Raw genomic sequence first — 18471 nt, 5'->3', positions numbered from 1 at the left:
AGGACGGCCATGCCGCGGATCACCAAGGAGGACAAGGCCCGCAACCGGCAGAACATCCTCGACGCGGCGGGTCGCATGTTCCGCTCGCAGGGCATCGACGCGGTCGGCATCGCCGAGCTGATGAAGGAGGCCGGACTCACCCACGGCGGCTTCTACAACCACTTCGCGTCCAAGAGCGACCTGGTGGTGGAGGTGTACGGCGCGTCCTTCGCCGCCTCGCTCGGGAGCCTGGCCCAGACGATCGAGGACGGCCCGGACCAGGGCGGCTCCCCGCTGGAGCGGGTCGTGGTCGGCTACCTGTCCACCGAGCACCGCGACTCCCCGGACGGCGGCTGCCCTTCCGCCTCCCTGGTCACCGACGCCGGACGGCACGGTGAAGCCGCGCAGAGCGCGTACGCCGAAGGGGTCGAGGGTTACCTCACCGGCTTCGCCGCCGAGTTCCTGCGCGAGGCCGAGGAGGAGGGCCACGAACTCGCTCCGAGCGAGGCCCGTCGCAAGGCCGTGCGGCTGCTCAGCGAGATGGTCGGCGCGCTGATGCTCGCGCGTGCCGTGCGCCACGTCGAGCCCGAACTCTCCGACGAGATCCTGCGGGCCGGCCGCCGTTGCGCCGTCGACTGAGGGGGTCGGAACCTACTTTCCGGTGGGTGTGCTGACGCCGGTGTTCGACCAGTCCTGCTGGCGTAGTTGGTCCAGCAAGGCGATTTCGGCACGGCCCGGTGAGGGGCGGAGGCCTGCGATCACCGGTTCCGAGAGGGTGGGGCGGAGTGGGCGGGTCAGGTGTGCGAAGTCGTCCGGGATGGCGGAGGACGGTGCGATGGTGACGCCGAGGCCCTCCGCGGCCAGTCGTACGGCGGTGGAGATCTGGGTGGCTCGGCCGACCGTTCTCGGGGCCAGGCCGCGGTTTGCGAGTAGGCGCGCCAGGTACTCGTCGAGCTTGCTGGTGCGGCGGAAGCGCACCCAGCCCTCGTGAGCGAGGTCTTCGAGCAGGAGTGGCTTGTCGCGGCGCAGGAGCGGGTGGCCCTCCGGTAGCACGGCGACGTACGACTCCCGGCCCAGCGCGTGGACGTCGAAGGTGCATCCGGGCGGGATCTCGTGCACCAGCACCATGTCCAGCGTGCCCTGGCGCGTGAGCCGTTCCATGTCCGTGGGGTCGGGCTCCTCGTGGATCGTCACCTCCAGGTGGGGGTGACGGCGGCGCAACTCGCCGAGTGCGCGCGGCAGTCGGCGGGTCCCGAGTCCCAAGTAGACGGCGATGATCAGCTCGCCCGTCAGGTCGGCGTCGGCGGAGCGGGCGGCGGTGAGCGCGCGCCGGGACGCGGTGGTGGCGATCTCCGCCTCCACCAGGAAGGCCCGACCCGCCGCCGTCGGTCGCATTCCCTGCGGGGTCCGCGCGAACAGGCGCACCCCGACCTGCTTCTCCAGGGTGCCGATCTGCTGGGACAGCGACGGTTGCGCCACCCCCAGCCGCTCGGCCGCCGCCGTGATGCTGCCTTCCTCGGCCACGGTCAGCGCGTATTCGTACTGCCGCAGGTTCATCCGGAGCCGCCTCGTCATATAGAAACCTTCTATGTGAATCATAGCAGTCAACTCTTTGCGCCTATGTCGGTCTTCTGCGTAACTTCGTGGAAGAACGTTCGCCACAACGGAAAGGCGCGAAGGCAGCCATGAGTTCAACCAGGAAGAACGTCCTGATCACCGGTGCGGGATCACGGGGAGGGATCGGCTCCGCGATCGCGCACGCGTTCGCACGCGACGGGGCCTTGGTGCTGATCACGGGACGGGACCGGGAACGTGGAGATGGTGTTGTCGCCGACATCGTCGCGGCGGGCGGCGAGGCCCGTTTCATCCTCGCGGACCTCAGCGACTCCGCTGACGTCGACAGGCTCGTCAAGGAGGCCGGTGACGTCGACGTCCTCGTCAACAACGCGGCGAGCTACCGGGACAGCATCAGGCCGAGCCTGGAGCAGGACCTCGACGCGAACGCCGAGTCCTGGGACGTCAACATCCGGGCGGCTTTTGCCCTGACGGCAGGTTTCGCCCGAGGGATGGCCGCCCGCGGCGGCGGCTCCGTCATCAACATCAGCAGCATCGCCGGGGCGCGTCACATGCCCTACATGTCCACCTATGGCGCGCAGAAGGCCGCGATCGAGTCCTACACCAGGTCGTGGGCCACCGAATGGGGGCCGGACAACGTCCGGGTCAACTCGGTCGCGCCGGGCACGGTGTCGAGCGAGAACGTCACCGAGTTCATGGGTGCCGAGGCGTTCCGGACACTGGCCGAGAGCAACCCGCTCGGGCGGTTGGGCACGCCGGAGGAGATCGCCGAGGTGGTGGTTTTCCTGGCGAGCGACCGCGCGAGTTTCCTTACCGGACAGACCATCGTCGTGGACGGAGGTCGAATGGCAAGGGCGGTCTGACGCCGCACGTGTCGGAACCGCTGGCCGGGCCGTGGTCGACCGTACAATCCGGACCGTGATCCGGACGGGCGGGCAAGGGGGCACGGTGAGCGGTACCAAGGTGTTGGTGGCGGGGGCGAGCATCGCGGGGCCCGCGCTGGCCCACTGGTTGCACAGGCGGGGAGCCGAGGTGACCGTGGTTGAGCGGGCTCCGGGGTTGCGGCCCGGTGGTCAGGCGGTGGACGCGCGCGGGGTGGCCAAGGAGGTCATCCGGCGGATGGGCCTGGACGCGGCGGTGCGCGCGGCCTGCACGGACACCGTCGGCGCGCTCACCGTGGACGTCGACGGGAACGTGCTGGAGACCTACCGCGCCGACGACGACGGCGGCGACGGGTACATCGCGGACATCGAGATCCTGCGCGGAGACCTGTCCCAGGTGCTCTACGACGACACCCGCGACGGTGTCGAGTACGTCTTCGGCGACCGGATCGCCGAACTCACCCAGGACGCGGACGGGGTCGACGTGACCTTCGCGAGCGGCGAGCGGCGGCGTTTCGACCTGGTGGTCGGGGCCGACGGGCTGCACTCGGCGTTGCGCGGGATGGTCTTCGGGCCGCGCGAGGAGTTCCTCCGCCACCTCGGGCTCGTGCTGGCCTTCTGCACCGTGCCCAACGAGTTCGGGGTGGACGGTTGGATGATCGACTACCAGGACCAGGCGTCCGGGCGTTCCGCTGGCCTTCGGCCGCTCAAGGACGTCACGCGGGCGATGGCGATGTTCTCCTTCCCAGCAGCCGATTTCGAGGTCGACCACCGCGACGTCGAGGGGCAGAAGCGCCTGCTGCGCGAGCAGGTGGCCGGGCTGGGCTGGTTGGCGCCGCGCATCCTCGCGCACGTCGACGACAGCCCGGACTTCTACCTCGACCAGGTCGCCCAGGTCGTGATGGACCGCTGGTCGGTCGGCCGGGTGGGGCTGATCGGCGACGCGGCGTTCAGCTCGTCGCCGATGTCCGGCGGGGGCACCGGTTTGGCACTGGTCGGCGCCTACCTGCTGGCCGGGGAACTGGCCACCGCCGGGTGGGACCCCGCCGCCGGGTTCGCGGGCTACGAGGCTCGGATGCGCTCGTTCGTCGAGGCCAACCAGGAGATCGGCCGGATGCACGTGGGCAGCCGCGCCGCGTCCGAGCCGGGTGGGGAGTCGAGCCAGGAGTTCGACATGGAGGCGCTCACCGCGCTGGTTGAGCGCGCGATCAACGGTGTCGCACTGCCCGACTACGCAGGGGTGCCGGACTCCGGGGTCACGGCCGCACCGCCGATCGGTTCGTAGGCCGAGTCGTTCTCCTGCCTCGTTAGGCCGTTCTCGGCCTCGCGTTGGGCCGGGCGTACGCAAAGCGGGTTCTTCTCTGGTCACGCGGTACTCAAGGGCGAGAGGGTGGTGGAGTTCCGGCAAGTCGGTCGCCGTCGACGGGTGGGTGTTCGTGGATCGAGTCAACGTCAGCGTCGGCGAGGTGCGAACGCACGCTGACACCGTGGAGAACCTGTCCCACCAGGTGGCTTCGGCGGGTACCACGGTGGAGGGCTCGGTCGGTGGTGGCGCGTTCGGCGTGTTCGGGGCCTCTTTCACCGCGAGCCTCGGGCACGCCGCTGACCAGGTCCGCGAGGCCGTCGCGAAGGGTGCCGAGTCCTTCACCGACGTGCGGATCGGGTTGAGCCAGGCCGCCGACGTCTACCAGCAGATCGATGAGACGCAGGCCCAGGTGTTCCGCGGTATCGGTGGGGGAGTCGACTACTCCGGCCTCACCACCGCGTCCGGTGCCACCGCTTCCGACACCGGCCCGCAGGGCGTCACCCGCGGGATGTCGTCGGTGGCCGGCGGTGAGGCCTTCCAGCACAGCGACGTCGTCCCGGTGAAACTCGGGCGGCGGCCCCCGCCGTCGGTGCCCGGCCAGCGGGCCAAGGCCGTCGCGGTGCTCAAGCGGATCTCCAAGGAGTACCCGATCAGCGTGGCCACCGTCGCGCTGCGCCCGGTGAGCACGGCGCACGGGTGGGTCGGCGACGTCGCGTCCGCGGAGATCGGCGACCACTACGAGAACGACGCGGGCCACCTGCTCCGCCAACCGCCGACCAACGCCAACCTCCGCGAGATGGCCGAGACGGAGACCAAGTTCTGGAACTCGGACCGCGGCAACTGGGTCGGTTCCCTGATGTCCGCGAGCACGCGGTACTCGATGCTGGTCAGCGGTCGGGACGCGTGGCTGAACGAATTCCCGCCCGCGGAACGGGATCGGATCGCCAAGCAGTTGGGCGTCCGGCTGGGGAACTGACGCGTGGGCGAGGCGACGGTCAGCGGAGTCCGTCGATGAGGACCTCGAGCATCCTGTCGTAGGTCTCGGCGGGATCGAAGCCGTGCCGCTTCAGGGTCACGTGGAGGTTCGCCAGTTCGAGGCTGACGGCGCCGTGGATCGCGTTCCACACCACCTGGGCGGCCTGGACGGGTTCGGTGCGCAGGATTCCTTGCTGGACCGCGACATCGATGGTGTCCACCAGCACCTGGAGCGTGGCGGAGCCGTGTTCGGCGGCAGGCGACGGGGACGCCAGCGATTCGACACCGGTGAACATCAGGCGGTACTGCTGGGGGTACCGCAGGGCGAATGTGCGGTACGCGCGGCATCCCTCACGAAAGCGTCCCAGCGGATCCTCGACCGGGTCACCGGTGCCCACCGCGTCCTTCAAGGCGCCGAAGGCCCGCGTGGCGAGGGCGATGAGGAGGCCGTCCTTGTTCTGGAAGCGGTTGTAGACCCCCATCGGCGCCACGCCCGCCTCGCTCGCCACCGCTCGCACCGACACCGCCGACAGACCCTCGCGATCCAGGACGGCCTGTGCGGCGTCCAGGAGCGCCGAGCCCACCTGTTCACTGGCGGTGCGGTGGCGAGCGGCGGGGGGCGGGGTCATGTCGTCGCGGTGTCCGTTCGGGATGGTGAGCCGAGCTGGTCTATGTCGGCCTCTACCATCTCATAGCGTCGCAGCACCAGGATCACGCCGCTCACCACGAGCACGGAGACCGCTGCGACGCCGAGGACGATGCCCAGTCGCGCCGTCGTGCTCTGGGTGACCTGCACGCCCTCGCTGGAGATGAACCCGGTGAGGGAGAGCACCGCCGCGTACACCCCCGCGCCGATGCTGCCCGCGATGGTCTCGGCGGCGTTGGAGGCACCGGTCAGCAGTCCGACGCGGCGTTTCCCGACGGTCCGCGCTTCGTAGGCGACGGCGTCGGCGAACATCGCCGGTGGCAGCATGGACGTGCCCGCGAAGCCGGTGCCCATGACGCTGATGGAGAACAGGGCGACGGGCAGCTTGGCCGCGTCGGGCACGAAGAGCAGAGCGATCAACAGACCGGCGCCGAGGGCGAAGACGGCGGCGGCCGCCTGGAGCGCCGGGCGCTTGCCCCAGCGCGTCGCGGCCCGCGACCACAGTGGCATCGTCAGCATCAACGGCGCCACCAGGCAGATGAAGATCGGGACGAGGGCGTCTTCGGACCCGATGACGTGGTCGGCTATGTAGGGGCCGCCCGTCAAGGCGACGGACGCGGCCACCTCGCACAGGATGATGACCACGAACATGCTGCGCAGCGGCCGACTGGCGCGCACCGCGCGCAGGGCTTCGCGCAGGGTCCCGGTTTCAGCGGCCGTGGCGACGCTCGCGCGGGTCGAGCGTCGTGCGCCGACGAAGGTGGCGATGCCCATGGCGACGAGCATCACCGGGGCGAAGGTCAAGGCCATGGAGCGGTAGCCGGAGGGGCCGTCGCCGAACATCTCGACCAGGGCGGGCGCCAGTCCGCCCGCGAGCAGGATGGCCAGTGCGAGGAAGACGATTCGCCAGGACATCATGCTGGTGCGGGTGGCGGCGTCCGGCCCGATCTCGGCAGGCAGGGACGACCAGGGCACGATGAACATCGAGAAAGCCGCGCCGGACAAGGCGAAGGCGAGTCCCACCCACAGCGCGGCGACGTCACCGGTGAAGGGGGACCAGAAGATCGACACGAACGTCACCGGCAGCAGCAGCGCCCCCGCCGCCATCCAGGGACGGCGGGGGCCCCAGCGGCCCGCGGTGCGGTCGGACAGGCGCCCGGAGAGCGGGTTGAACACCAGGTCGAGCAGCCTGGGGATCGTGACGACCGCACCGGCCAGGCCTGCGGCCACCCCCAGGGTGTCGGTCAGGTAGTACAGCAGGACGAGTCCGGGCACCGTGGTGAAGAGGCCCGTGGCCAGACCTCCCACGCCGAAGCTCACCCGTTCTCCTCGGGACAGCGCTCGCACCGGCGCCGCGGTGCCGGGCGCGCGTTGGGACACAACGGGAGTCGTGCCGGTCATCGTTTCTCCTGGAGGGTTCTGTGGTGCCGGCGAGCGGGCTCAGTGGATGGCGTGTTCGATGACGCCGACGTCGTCCATCTCCAAGCGCAACTGGTCACCGGGCTTCAGCCAGCGGCCGATCTCCATGCCGCAGCCCCTGTGCAGCGTGCCGATCGCGAAGAGTTCGCCGGGGTAGAGCTGTTCGCCCGCCGACGCGTGCGCCAGGGCCTGTCCCATGGTCCACTGCGGCTTGCGCGCGTCCGGCCGGGCGACGACCTCGCCGTTGATGATCACCCGTGACTTCAGCTCGCGCCAGCGCGGCAGCAGGTCGGCCGCGGTGACGGCGGTGGTGGCCAGCGAGGTCAGGAAGTGCTTGGACTTCTGCGGGCCGAAACCGCTGTTCATCTCGGGGATCTGCACGTCGCGGGCGCTGAAGTCGCACAGCAGCACGAACATGCCGATGGCCTCCTCCGCTTCGGCCGGGCGGGCGTTCAGCAGCGGCGCGTTCAGCACGAAGCCCAGTTCCAACTCGTAGTCCAGGGCCCGGCTGAACGGTGGCGCGGTGACCGGCGTGCCGCTGGGCACGATGGTGGCCATGTTGCCCATGTAGTAGGTCGGCTGGCGATACCAGAGCCGGTTGGGCCGGAAGCGCGGGAAGGTGGAGCGGGTGAGGGTCTCGAAACCCTTGATCACCTTGGCCGCCTGCGGGCGGAAACGACCGATGTAGCCGCGGGCGGCGTCGATGTTGTGCTGTTCGTAGAACATGAAGTCGCGAAAGGACAGTGGCTGGAACGGCAGCACCTCACCGTTCTCGCCCACGTGGTGCGCTGCGGCCCGTTCCGCTTCCCACTCCTGGGAGAACGCGGGCTCGTAGCCCAGGGCGTTCTTCGAGTCGCTGGGAAGCCACGGGCTGTCCTGGAACGGACGGGTCTCGACCACGAGGGTGCCTTCGGTGGTCAGTCGGCGACGGATCTCCATGAACTGGTCCTCCAAACGGACGCCGGAACTCTGTAGAACAACGTTCTCTAGAACAACGTACTACAGGATTCGGACGCGCCACAACCAGGCATGGTGATGGGTGCGAGCCCGCGGTCCGCTATCGGCGAACGGGGCCATGGCGCAGCGGTGTTTCCGGGCGCGCCAGTAGCCGGGGTCGGTCTTCACCCGCGTGCGACCACCTGACGGAGCAGGCGTCTGGCTAGGCGTCGTTCACCGTGCGGCGCCGTCGATCCAGCTCTTGAGCAGACCCAGGTTGGCCAGCGGGATGTAGTGGCCGAGCCGCGGGTAGTCCAGCGTCACGCCGACGACGCCCGCCTGGCCGAACGAGGCGACGTAGTCGATCGCTCCTGGCATGGGCACGCCGAACAACGGCACCGAGCCACCCTCGTCGGCCAACCCGAGAACGCGAGTGGCTTCGTTCGCCCGTACGGCGCTGCTGTAGAGGCAGATCATCGGCCCCTGCGCGGCGGCCGCGGAGTAGGGGCGGGGTCGGTCGGAGGGGCCTCGCGCGATGAAGAACCAGCTCTCCAACGCGGTCACCTGCCGCCACAACGCGATCTGCGCCGAGGTGTCACCCGCGGGCGCTGCTTTGACCGCCTCGTCGAGGCGATCCAGCTCGGCGACCATCTCGGGGCTGTTGTCCGTGCTCATCCGGTTACCTCGTCTGCTCGGCTGGCCGCGGCCCCGAACGCGGGTACCCGACTTCTGGACCAGGGCCAAGCATGCCTTCCAGCACGCCGAACAGCCGGTCGGACATGCCACCTCCCGACCGGTTTCTCCTCACATCGACCGGGTCGACTACGGCACGACTCCCTGCGGTGCCTCGGGGGATTCCGGCGTGGGCTCCGGCTCGGCCTCGGGCCAGGACCGCGGGACCGGGCCGAACGCGCGTCGGGCGGCCCGGACGGCCAGGGCCGCGACGGTGGCGTTGGCCCCACCGCCGATCACCGCGCCGATGCCGAACGGGACGACCCGGCCGAGCACGATGATCCCCTGCTTGGTGCCGTACTTGGTGATGAAGTTCCTGCCCAGGACGCCGTTGATCTGCTTCAGCGCCGCCACGGGCACCTTGCCGACGAGCTGGCGGGCCCAGTGCTGGCCGGTGCGCTCGGCGACCTTGCCGATGGTCTTGGAGCCGGACTCGCCGAGCAGGATCCCCATGACGAGCGTGCGGCGGCGTTCGATCTCGTCCAACCGGACGCCGTGGACCTCGGCGACCGAGAGCACGAACAGGGTGCTCAGTTCCAGCGAGGAGAAGAACTCACCCGCCGACAGCGCCAACGCGACCCCGGTACCGACGGCGGGCGCGGCCGCGGTGGCCCCGACCGCGGCCCCCGTGCCGGCCAGAGCGCTGACGTACATCCGCTCCAGGGCGCGGATGACCTCCTCCGGCGTCGCGTCCGGGTTGCGCTGGCGGGCGCGGGCGATGTTCTTGCGGACCAGCGGTGTCTGCGCGCCGATGGCCTTGTCCAGCAGGTCGAGGATCGGCTGACCTCGTCCGCTCGACGCGGGTAACGGTCCTTCGAGGGCTTCAGAGGTCACGCCGAACTCCTCTGAGCCGTCACATCCCCGCCCGATCTCAACGTGAGCACACTTCACCGCCTTGCTTCCGTCGTTGCCGGTCTGCCCTGTATCGACGAGATGGCAGGACGGGTTACATCGTCTTTGCCGAGGATGGTGCAGAACTCTTCGGCAGTGCTGGGGGGAGTTCGGCCAGTGGCGCGTTGTGTCTGCTGGTCGTGGTGGTGTGGTTGCCGAGACCTGTCTCGGCGTGGGATTGCCCGAGGTGTTCGGCGACACCGGCTGCCGGCCGAATGGCCACTCGGTGCTTCCGAGCCCACCGACGACCAGGTCTCAACTCTGCGTGGCGACATCCGACTGCGAGATCTTGTGCGCCTGGTCAAAGCGCGGCGGCGCATCGAGCACGACTACCGCGAACTGACGTTCTACATGCCTGCCGACAACCCGTCCGGATCCGAAGACTCGCGATGACAGCGCAGGGCAGTAGTGCTTGCCAAAGCACTACTGCCGCGCCGTCGTAACGGGCGGGCCCCGCTTCACGACGCACGGGTCGTGCGCACCGAATTGCGGAACATGACCGTCGCCACTACCGCCGCCGTCGGGTTGATCAGCGCGATTGGCGCCAACACGCTCAGCGCGGCCATCGACCCCGAATGGGCGAGGAAGAACATCTGGCCCCTTGGTATCGGTGTCTTCCTCTTCGTCGTGTGCACGGCCGTGTGGTTGCACCGGTGGCGCCCCGGCTCACGCTTCCTCGGAGCGCGCGCTGTGGCCGCGGTCGATACGGGTGACGGGATCATGGAGGTCGTCGTTGCGACGCGCTCAGGCACCGTTCTGGCCATGGGCTACGCCGACAACGGCACATGGTCGAAGTGGACCGATCTCCGCGTGGACAGGATGTCCTGGGATGTCACCGCGGTCGTTCCCACCAACCACGTGGTCGAGTACTACGCCGTTGACACCGAGGGGGCCGTGCGGATGGCACGGCGAGACCACGGACAGTTGTCGGCCTGGCACGTGGTCCCGCTGGTGCTTCCCTCTGAACGGATCATCCGGATCGCGTCCGCGAGCTTCGCGCCCAAACATCGCGAGCTCTTCTGCATCACGGACACAGGGCGGTCGCTGCACGCGTGGAAGTGGGACGGCCAGCCATGGTCCAGTTGGCACGACGCCGGAGCGCCAGGCTCCATCGATGTGGCGGGGTGCTCGCCGAAGAACGATGTGCTTGAGCACTTCGCGGTCGACCGTGATGGCACCGTATGGCAACGGTGGTATGCGGACCAACAGTGGGAGAGATGGCACAACTGGGGTAGACCGGGCTCTCCTGCGAAGGCTGTCACCTCCTTCCGCAAAGCAACTGACTTCCAGGAGATGTTCGTGGTGGGCAAGTCCGGTGACCTGGGACACCAGTGGCACAGTGGTAGCGAAGGCTGGTCCGGGTGGAGGCAGATGGACACGCCACCCTCCGGACTTGACGATGTCGCGGCCGGTACCACCAGCGCGCACAATCTGTGTTGCATCGGACTCGACAAGAATGGCGAGCTCTGGCTGAGATCATGGTCTGGTGAGTGGTCGCAGTGGCGAGCGATTCCAATGCCACGCTGATCCACCGCACGACGGATCTGGAAAAGCCGGGGGACGTTGAACTAATTCGAAGTGGTCTTCACGACTTTCAATCGAACGACGTTACGTGCAGATTCGCTGTTTGCGCTGGTCAGATCGTGGATCAAGGTCGATCGGGACCGATTGTGTTCAGGGCGAGGCGTAGCCGGTCGAAGACGAACGGTAGCGGAATGCGCTCCTGCTCCAAGCGTGCATGAGTGCCGTGCTGCTTCGACAGTGCAGCCAGGGCTGCGGTTTCGGTGGCGGTGAGGTTGGGGTCCGGTGAATCGGCTCGGGTCTCGTCCTCGACGGCGAGGGCCTTGTGCTCTTCGAGCGTGGCGGGGTCCATCAGGACGGAGACCAGGCGCGGGAGTCTTGTGCGAGCACGCGACAGCAACGTGAACCCGGCACGGTCGAGATCTCCCCAGTACAGATGACGAGCACCGGTCAACCAGTTGATTTCGCTCAGGACGTTGAGGTGGTTGCCAAGAGAGTGCACGACCACGGTTCGAGGCCGGTCGAGGATGATGTAGGCGGATTCCTTGTTCTCCACGATCACGACCGTGTCCGGGCGGATGGGCAGGGCGTCGATCTCCGCCAAGGGCGCACTCAAATGCCGTAGACCGCCGACCAGTGCTCGATCGGCGGCGTCGGCCAGGATCACGTCGACGTGCACGGGTAGCGCCTTGAGACCGAGCGGGTCCAGGTCGTTCTGTTCCAGCCCCTCGTCCGACTGTCCGCTGTCGGCGCGCGACTGCTCGGTGACGTCGAGGCACGCCAGGACGAGTCGGCGATTCCGCGCGAGCCACTTGGTGTGCATCCCCAACACCGGTACTTGTCGGATGGTCAGTCCAGAACGCGGGTTTTCGGTGAACCAGACGACGGCGTCGTGCAAGATCTGGAAGTCCGCATCGGCCATGTCGACGATCTGCTGCAGGTACGGGCGCAACCGTTGTACGACCACGCCGTTGGGCAGGGCCCGGAGCCGCGTCCACCTGACATCTGCTCGTGCCCAGTGGTCGGTCAAGCGGTGGTCGAGGGAAACGAGGTCGTCGACCGTGGGGATGTCCAGGTGGGTGAACACCTCCTGGGTGCCGACGACGGTGCGGCGCGAGATAGTGCGCAACCGAGCCGATGGGTGTGCCTTCAGCCAGTCCCGCCAAACTCGCAACCACCGGTCGACCACTTCGGAATCGCGGGCGATCATCTGCGCGGAGGGGGCGGCGAGAGCAAAGGCGAAGTCGGTTTCAGTGCCGTGCAGGAGCCAATCGCGCCAGTTCTTGCCGTACCGAACGCGTATTTGATCCAGGACCTGGTCCGGGTCTCGCACTACTCGGGCTCCTCCTCGAGGCGCAGCGCCTCCTGCATGGTCATCGGGTAGATGCGCACGCGGTTCGGGTCGGCGACATCGATGTTGATGTAGGCGACAGATTCCACGTAGCCCTCGAAGGCAGTCGCCTTCTCGCGGGGCGCGCCTACGATCAACTGGAATCCGAGTGCCCGCAGAGCGGACAGAGCCCGGCCGGTGTAGTCGCTGTCGGCTTTGACGAATCCCTCGTCGAGGATGACCGACGCGTACCTGGGTGGGCCTTCGTGGCCTTCGCCGAGGCGGAACCGCAGGGCCGCGCCGAGGATGAACGCGATCAGCTCTTGTCCTTCGCCGCCGCTCATGCCGGAGACGCCGTCGTGGACGACCTTGACTCCGTCAGGACGGGTCTCGATGGCCTGGAACTCGACGTGTTCGCGGGCGTCGAACACTCGCCGCCGCCAGGCGTCCCCGGCTCTCGACTGGTCGTCGAGGCCTGCCAGGTGCTTGCGAAGTCTGGTGAACGACTTCTCCACCTGGTCGGCGTTTCTCTCGGTGTCCATCCCAACGGTGTTGCTCGTGTACCGGGTGATGATCCGGCGGAAGTCCTTGAGGTCGCTGCTCGGCCTCTCGACCGATGCGATGCTCAGAGTGGCGTTCACGCGGAATCGCACGTTGCGCAGCACGTCGTTGATCGGAGCCAGGCCTCGTTTGATCGACCGCGCGTCGTCGTCGATCTGAACGAGGAGCCCGCGCAACTGCCGGTTCATGTCCTCGTCGACCTTGGCGAGCCAGGCGTTCTTCGCGCGGGGCAGGTCGTCGGTCACGAGTTGCTGGTAGATCGCCAGCACCGACGGCAGGGAGTCGATCGTGCCGTCGGTTTCGCGCCCGGTTCGCTCGTCCAGGTTCCGGTAGGCGGCGATGCGAGCCACTACCGCGTCCTCGAACTTCTCGCGGTCGTCCCTGTGCCGTTCGACCTGCTGGCGCAGGTTCTCGGTCGCCGCTTTCAAACTGGCCATGACACCGGTGGTGCCTGCGGGCGCGGTGAATGGAGTGGGGGCGAGTGCGGCACGCTCGTCACCGGTCAGCGGCGAGGCCGCCTCAACGCGGTCCTTCGCCTCATCCACGATCGTCATGAGGTCGCCCCAGGCTTTCTCGAGGCTCTCAAGTTCCCCCTCCAGCAGTCGCACCTTGGTACTCGCGGCAACCGCCTTGACTCGTTGAGCGTCGAGCATTCTCATCAGGTGCGCGATCTCGGGGGAGCTGGCCTGAGCGAGCTGGGTTTCGAGCTCTCCCATCCGCTGCTCGGCGATCGACGTGTCGATTTGGTTCCAAGTCAGGTCAGTTCGGAGGGTTCGTAGTTCGGTCAACCGGTCCCGTGCTGCGTTGTGCCGTTCGCTGGCTTCTCGCGCTGAAACATCGGCAACCGCAAGTTCACGCAGGAGCGACTCGTGCTCCTCTCCCAGTTCTCGCAGCAGACGGCGGGTGTCCCATCCCACCCACGGGTAGCGCAGGCGACGATCGTCCTTGGTGAAACGGTTTCGCGAGCCCGTGCGCATGCCTGCTGGGGTGATCGAACCGCGAGCCCCTGCCGGAGGTCTGCCGTCCAGGTCGGAGTCCGACTCCACGCAGTAGTAGTTCATCGTGTCGTTCAGTTCGCCCGCGAGCCACCCGCGGAACGGGTGATCGGCGATGTCGAGCAGTGCTGGAACGCTGTTGGCCATCAGACCGACCGCCGGTGCTCCTGGGACTGCGGGGGCGATGGTGATCGACCCTCGCATGTCGTTGTCGTGCACGTACTTCCGCACACGCGCGAGGTCGTGGCTGTCGACCAGCAGCGTGCTCGACAGCGGCAGAAGGAGGCCGAGCACCGCTTTTTCCCACCTGCGGTGTTCGGATTTGAGCTGGAGCAGTTCCCCGGCGTATCGGAGCCGGTCGACTTCGATACCAAGGTTGGAGGCGATCTGGTTGCGGCGCGCATCGGCGTCTTCCGGGATTAGGCTTCCTCGTGAGCGCAGACCGGCAATTTCAAGCTTTTTCTCGTCGGCGTCCTGGCGAAGCTGCCAGTGCCTCGCAGTGGCCTTCTGGGCAGCCTCGGAGATGCCGTTCAACGCCGCCGCTTCCCGCGTCGTGAGGTCGTCGAGGCTGACGTGCGTCAGCGTCACGTCACCCGGTGAGGTGGGGAGGGGCATGCTGAAGGCATGGAGGCGCTTCTCGAACAGCAGCCGTCTTCTCCCGATCTCTGTTAGAGCACGCTTTTCGTTCTCGAGACGTAACTTGATGAGCTCGGAACGATCTCCGCCTGCAGCGGTGATCTGGGCGAGCGTGTCCTTCTCGCGCTCTGCTGCGATATCGGCATCCCTGGCGGCTGCGGCGTGCTTCTCATCCACCTCGGCCTTGGCGAGGCGGTTGTCGTCGATCGCGGTCTCGGCCCAGGCCGCGACTTTTTGGGCGTGCCAAACCTGAATCCCCGTCGGTTCGTGTCCGTCACCGATCAGCAGCCTGCTCTTGACCACGTAGTCCGTGCCTGCGGCGCGATACTTCTTGGCGAGCGGGGGAAGGGGTGCAAGCGCGTCGGTGCGGCGGCGTGCTGTCTCGAACTCGTCGTAGAGCCGGGATGCCTCTCGATACGCCTCAAGCGCGATGGTCCATCGAGTCAAGGCGAGTGGCTCAGTGAGCACGAAGTCCTTGAACAGGGCATTGATGGAAAAGATGCCTTTGGAAGCTTGGGCGCGGCGCAGCAGTTGCATGGCCAAGCGCTGGGACTCGTCTGTGGATCCCATGCCCATGACGGTGCGCATCTTGGCGTGGACCCGTGCTTGTGAAGGATCGACCACGTCGCCCCGACTCAAGTCGACGAGACGTTCGAGCGATGTTTTCGACAACGGGGAGGCGCCTTGGCGCACTGCTGTGATGCCGTGGAGTTGCGTCAAGTCGAAGTGGTCGTTGACGAACCCGTACACGGTGGCGGCGCCGATCGCCTCCGGCCCGTCGGCGTCCGAGCCGACCCACGCCAGGCGGAATGCCGTGGCGCTTCGTCCATCGCGGGTCTCCCAGGTGATCGCCGCACCGCTGGGGAAACCGGTACCGCCAGGAGGTCGGAGGTAGTTCGTCGTCGCGGAGCGCCGGTTCTCGTCCTGTCGCTGGTCGGTATGACCTCGTGCGTACGAGTAGACGGTCCGTTCACGCTTCTTGCCCCGATCGTCACGGGCAGCCTGGTTGAACTCCTGCGGGTTCGGCAGGACCACCGAAGCCACGGCGTCCAGCAGTGTGGACTTGCCGCGCCCCGACGGGCCGACGATCGCTGTGCCCGACCGCGCCACGGTCATGGTCTGCAGGCCGGAGTACGCACCCCAGTTGAGGATCTGGACCTGGCTGATGCGGAACTGCGCCGCACCCTGCCCGTCGGTGACGACCAAGGGGAGCACGTTCTGCTCAGATGATCCCGCGGCCGCTTGACGGTCGGTCACGCGAGGTCCTCATCGGTCTCGTCGCTCTCAGAGTCATCGATCACGCCTACAGCGGTGGCCGCCTGCACGAAGTACCGCTCCATGCGCATCACCTCGTCAACACCGATCAGGGGAACAACGGCGGGTGAAACGGTGAACAGGTAGTCCGCGTCCGGATCCTGCGTCAGCAGTTTCAGGTCGACCACAGCGCGGATGGCGGTGTCCACACGGCGGTCGAACCTGGCCTCGTCGCCATCGCCGTCCTCCCGGAACGGACGGAGGAACTCGGCCACCTGAGCGCGGGTGATCACGACCGGGTCGTCAGTCGCGTCCGTGTACGTGTGCTCCTTGCGCAGGTGTATCAGCAGCAGGGATGCGTCACGGTGCAGCGGCTTGTCTCGGCGCAGCAACTTCGGCGCGTCCTCTGCCGGATCCTGCCGCTTGAAGGCCACCTCGTGCTCCTTGTCCACGACGAGGAGCAGGTACATGTCGGCGAGGCGTTCGCGGATCTCGTTCTCGTACACCAGCAACGCGTCCCACGCGGATCGGTTGCCGGACCGGGTGATAAACCGTTTGACCAGCAGTGTTGTCAATGCGCGGCGTGCCGCGGTCGGCAACCGCGACTCACCTGGACCTCTGCCTTCGTCGTCTTCGAGGCCGTACTCGTCCACATCGCCGCTGGACGCCGAGTCGTCGTCGATGTCGTCGAGGCGCTTGTTCACGGCGCCTCCTTCGCTGGGACCGGGGCGTCGAAGACGAGGTGGGGCAGCGTCGCCCTCAGGGCAGTGACCTGGTTCCCCGACAGCCGCACCGCTTCGACGAGGCCGGTGTCGACCTGTCCGTGCATGACGGCGAGGTCGAGCAGACTCACCAGAGTGCCCAGGCGTTGGAATTCCATCGGGGTGGCTTCGAACACCTCGGCGCCGGTCACCACCGATCGGTCGGCGAGCAGCTTGTTGATGGTTCGCCCGACGGCGCGCGGGCTGGTGCCGGCAGCCAGGCGAAGGGCGGCCCGGTCCTCGACGGGTAACGCCGCGTGCTGTTGGGTGACCTCGACGACGACCTCCTGCGGGCCGTGATCTCGCCACAGTTGGGTCTGGGAGATGTCCATGACGGCGAAAGGACCTACGCCGAGCACGTCCTGCGGTACGTACCGCTGTCCCGGCTCGACCTGCGCCCAGGTGGCGCCCGCGTGCAGAGCGCGGTCGGCGAGGCTGAGCAGCCGGTGGTGGCGGCCGTGGGCGGCGCGCGTCAGGAACCGGCGCAGTGACGCGGACCAGCGCACGTAACTGTTCTGCACGTCGAGCTCCGCGGTGAGGAGCGTCGAGAGCATGCTGTCGAGTTCTTCACGCTGTGCGGCGCTCACGTGCTCGCGGGTGAACTCCTGCGTGAGGATCTGGTCGATGTCCGCGCGGAGCTGTTCGGTCTGCGCGGACGACAGCAGTCGGGAGAACCCGAGGTACGCCGTGCCCTGGCTCGTCTTCGACAGGAGGTCGTTCTCCCGGAGGTACTCCTCCACGAGGTCGGCCTTTGGCGGCCCCTGGACCATGGTCCGTCGTGCGACCTCCTGATGACGGTCCTCGACCATGGTTCGCAACTGCCGGAAGTCGGCGGGCAGTGATCGCGTCATCGCGAGGATCTCGCGCAACTGCTGCTTCATCTCTTCCAAGGTCGCCAGTCGTACCCTACCCGAGGCGATGTCTTCGCGTCTTCTGCGCAGCTCGGTGATCTGCTGGTCGATGCGCCGTACCTGGACGTCCCGGTTCGGATTGGTCATGTCGGCCAGGAGCCTCACCGCATGGGAGATGGATCCGAGGCGAGCACCGCTGACGGTCGTCTCACCTTCGACGAGTTCGCGGACGAACCGCAGCGCTCGCAGCGAGTAGGGCGACAGGCGGTACCTCAAGCGGCCGTTGAGCGTCTCGGTCTCCAACCAGCGCTTCTCGACCCAATCACGGCAGTGTTCGGCCGGTGCGACGTTGCCGTGCCACTCGGGAATCTGCTCGCGCGCCTCGGCGACCCGTTCGTGGAACCACTCCGCGGACACGGAGCCGTCGACCTGTTCGAGGTGCTCGGCCAACAGCGGGAGAACCCAGTCCCTCGAATACGCCTTGAGCAGCGTCAAGGTGGGGTTCGAGCCCAGGGCCATCCGGATCTGTTCGCTCGTGATCTCCACGATCGCCAATCATCCTGCTGTACCTGCCTGCACTGGGGGAGCCCGTGTACGGCAGTGGGAGAACGTTCAGGAATAGACAACCGCCCGTTCGCGGATCAGGTCCGACACGCTGACGTCCAGCTCGGCGAAGACGAGCAACTCGTCGACCGAGTGGAAGGGCATGGAGTGCTGGTTGCGGGCATGCTCGATCTGCTCGATCTGCTCGGCCGCACGGTCGTCGAGTCCGCAGCACTGCGCGATGACGGCATGATGAGCATCAGCACGGCCGTCGCCGCTGCGTAGAGCGCAGTCCACAACCACAGCGATGGCCTCCGCAGGCGGTGTGCGGCGTGTGCGAAGGGCACAGCGGCGAAGATGCCGGCGCTCGCGATCACCAAGACGAAGTACCACGTGCCGCGTGCGCGGCCGACAGGATTCATGATCGCGGACCTTTCAGAGCAGGGCAGGTCCCTGCTGCTGGCCTATCGCCGCCGGAGGCTCAAGGGTTTCACCACTGGCGAAGTTCCCTGGTGGCAGGGCCATGGGGAGGACAGGGGAACGTGCGCAGTGGGCGCTGACCTGCCGACACAGCGGTGGCGGGACGGGGTGTTCGAAGATCGTCTGGTAGCGACGACATCCCGATCTCTGCGTGAGGGGGTTCTGCCGGTCGGCGGGTTACTCGTGCGCTCTGATGCCG

Annotated in this window: 16 protein-coding genes; 5 read left to right on the top strand and 11 right to left on the bottom strand. The window is 67.5% G+C overall.

Features of this window, described 5'->3' with window-relative positions:
* Positions 1-9: 9 nt before the first annotated feature.
* Entirely contained in the window at positions 10-618 is a 609-nt protein-coding gene (locus NZH93_RS26390) for a TetR/AcrR family transcriptional regulator (protein WP_259625892.1), read from the top strand.
* Positions 619-630: 12 nt separating this feature from the next.
* On the opposite strand, the gene NZH93_RS26385 is transcribed toward NZH93_RS26390, so the two are convergent.
* The gene (locus NZH93_RS26385; protein ID WP_259625891.1) at positions 631-1554 is read right to left on the bottom strand and encodes a LysR family transcriptional regulator; all 924 of its coding nucleotides are present in this window, start codon (positions 1552-1554) and stop codon (positions 631-633) included.
* 110 nt (positions 1555-1664) lie between these two features.
* On the opposite strand from NZH93_RS26385, the gene NZH93_RS26380 reads away from it, so the two are divergent.
* The 3 genes from NZH93_RS26380 to NZH93_RS26370 all read left to right on the top strand — a co-directional run bounded on the left by NZH93_RS26380 (position 1665) and on the right by NZH93_RS26370 (position 4717).
* Positions 1665-2417, top strand: a complete 753-nt coding sequence (locus tag NZH93_RS26380; protein WP_259625890.1) for an SDR family NAD(P)-dependent oxidoreductase — start codon at positions 1665-1667, stop codon at positions 2415-2417.
* Positions 2418-2502: 85 nt separating this feature from the next.
* Positions 2503-3720: an FAD-dependent monooxygenase gene (locus tag NZH93_RS26375; protein WP_259625889.1), complete on the top strand. Its 1218-nt coding sequence runs from the start codon at positions 2503-2505 to the stop codon at positions 3718-3720.
* On the top strand, positions 3650-4717 hold the full coding sequence (locus NZH93_RS26370) for a type VII secretion target (RefSeq protein ID WP_308214240.1): 1068 nt from the start codon (positions 3650-3652) through the stop codon (positions 4715-4717). The genes NZH93_RS26375 and NZH93_RS26370 overlap by 71 nt, the downstream gene beginning before the upstream one ends.
* A 19-nt stretch (positions 4718-4736) precedes the next feature.
* Here the strand turns inward: NZH93_RS26370 and NZH93_RS26365 are convergent, their stop codons facing one another.
* The 5 genes from NZH93_RS26365 to NZH93_RS26345 form a co-directional block, all read right to left on the bottom strand.
* Positions 4737-5345: a TetR/AcrR family transcriptional regulator gene (locus NZH93_RS26365; RefSeq protein ID WP_259625887.1), complete on the bottom strand. Its 609-nt coding sequence runs from the start codon at positions 5343-5345 to the stop codon at positions 4737-4739.
* Positions 5342-6763: an MFS transporter gene (locus NZH93_RS26360; protein WP_259625886.1), complete on the bottom strand. Its 1422-nt coding sequence runs from the start codon at positions 6761-6763 to the stop codon at positions 5342-5344. The genes NZH93_RS26365 and NZH93_RS26360 overlap by 4 nt, the downstream gene beginning before the upstream one ends.
* Positions 6764-6802: 39 nt before the next feature.
* Positions 6803-7720, bottom strand: a complete 918-nt coding sequence (locus tag NZH93_RS26355) for a fumarylacetoacetate hydrolase family protein (RefSeq protein ID WP_259625885.1) — start codon at positions 7718-7720, stop codon at positions 6803-6805.
* Between the two features lie 231 nt (positions 7721-7951).
* Positions 7952-8392: a hypothetical protein gene (locus NZH93_RS26350; protein ID WP_259625884.1), complete on the bottom strand. Its 441-nt coding sequence runs from the start codon at positions 8390-8392 to the stop codon at positions 7952-7954.
* 147 nt (positions 8393-8539) lie between these two features.
* Positions 8540-9283 carry a hypothetical protein gene (locus tag NZH93_RS26345; RefSeq protein WP_259625883.1) on the bottom strand — a complete coding sequence of 248 codons (744 nt, stop codon included), beginning with the start codon at positions 9281-9283 and terminating at the stop codon, positions 8540-8542.
* A gap of 531 nt (positions 9284-9814) precedes the next feature.
* Between NZH93_RS26345 and NZH93_RS26335 the strand changes: the two genes are divergently transcribed.
* Positions 9815-10867, top strand: a complete 1053-nt coding sequence (locus tag NZH93_RS26335) for a PLL family lectin (protein WP_259625882.1) — start codon at positions 9815-9817, stop codon at positions 10865-10867.
* Between the two features lie 121 nt (positions 10868-10988).
* Here NZH93_RS26335 and NZH93_RS26330 read toward each other — a convergent pair whose 3' ends face one another.
* From NZH93_RS26330 to NZH93_RS26310, 5 genes are all read right to left on the bottom strand, one after another.
* Complete coding sequence (locus tag NZH93_RS26330) at positions 10989-12194, bottom strand: Wadjet anti-phage system protein JetD domain-containing protein (protein ID WP_259625881.1); 1206 nt, start codon at positions 12192-12194, stop codon at positions 10989-10991.
* Positions 12194-15640: an ATP-binding protein gene (locus NZH93_RS26325; RefSeq protein ID WP_259625880.1), complete on the bottom strand. Its 3447-nt coding sequence runs from the start codon at positions 15638-15640 to the stop codon at positions 12194-12196. Before NZH93_RS26325 ends, NZH93_RS26330 begins: the two co-directional genes overlap by 1 nt.
* The gene (locus tag NZH93_RS26320) at positions 15637-16341 is read right to left on the bottom strand and encodes a DUF4194 domain-containing protein (protein WP_259625879.1); all 705 of its coding nucleotides are present in this window, start codon (positions 16339-16341) and stop codon (positions 15637-15639) included. The genes NZH93_RS26325 and NZH93_RS26320 overlap by 4 nt, the downstream gene beginning before the upstream one ends.
* Positions 16338-17795, bottom strand: a complete 1458-nt coding sequence (locus NZH93_RS26315; protein ID WP_259625878.1) for a DUF3375 family protein — start codon at positions 17793-17795, stop codon at positions 16338-16340. Before NZH93_RS26315 ends, NZH93_RS26320 begins: the two co-directional genes overlap by 4 nt.
* Positions 17796-17861: 66 nt before the next feature.
* Positions 17862-18095: a hypothetical protein gene (locus NZH93_RS26310; RefSeq protein WP_259625877.1), complete on the bottom strand. Its 234-nt coding sequence runs from the start codon at positions 18093-18095 to the stop codon at positions 17862-17864.
* Positions 18096-18471 lie beyond the last annotated feature (376 nt).

Origin of the sequence: Umezawaea endophytica (assembly GCF_025061645.1) — a bacterium.
GTDB lineage: Bacteria > Actinomycetota > Actinomycetes > Mycobacteriales > Pseudonocardiaceae > Umezawaea > Umezawaea endophytica.
Note: the sequence above shows the minus strand (reverse complement) of the source record. Positions and strands in the feature narration are given on the sequence as shown.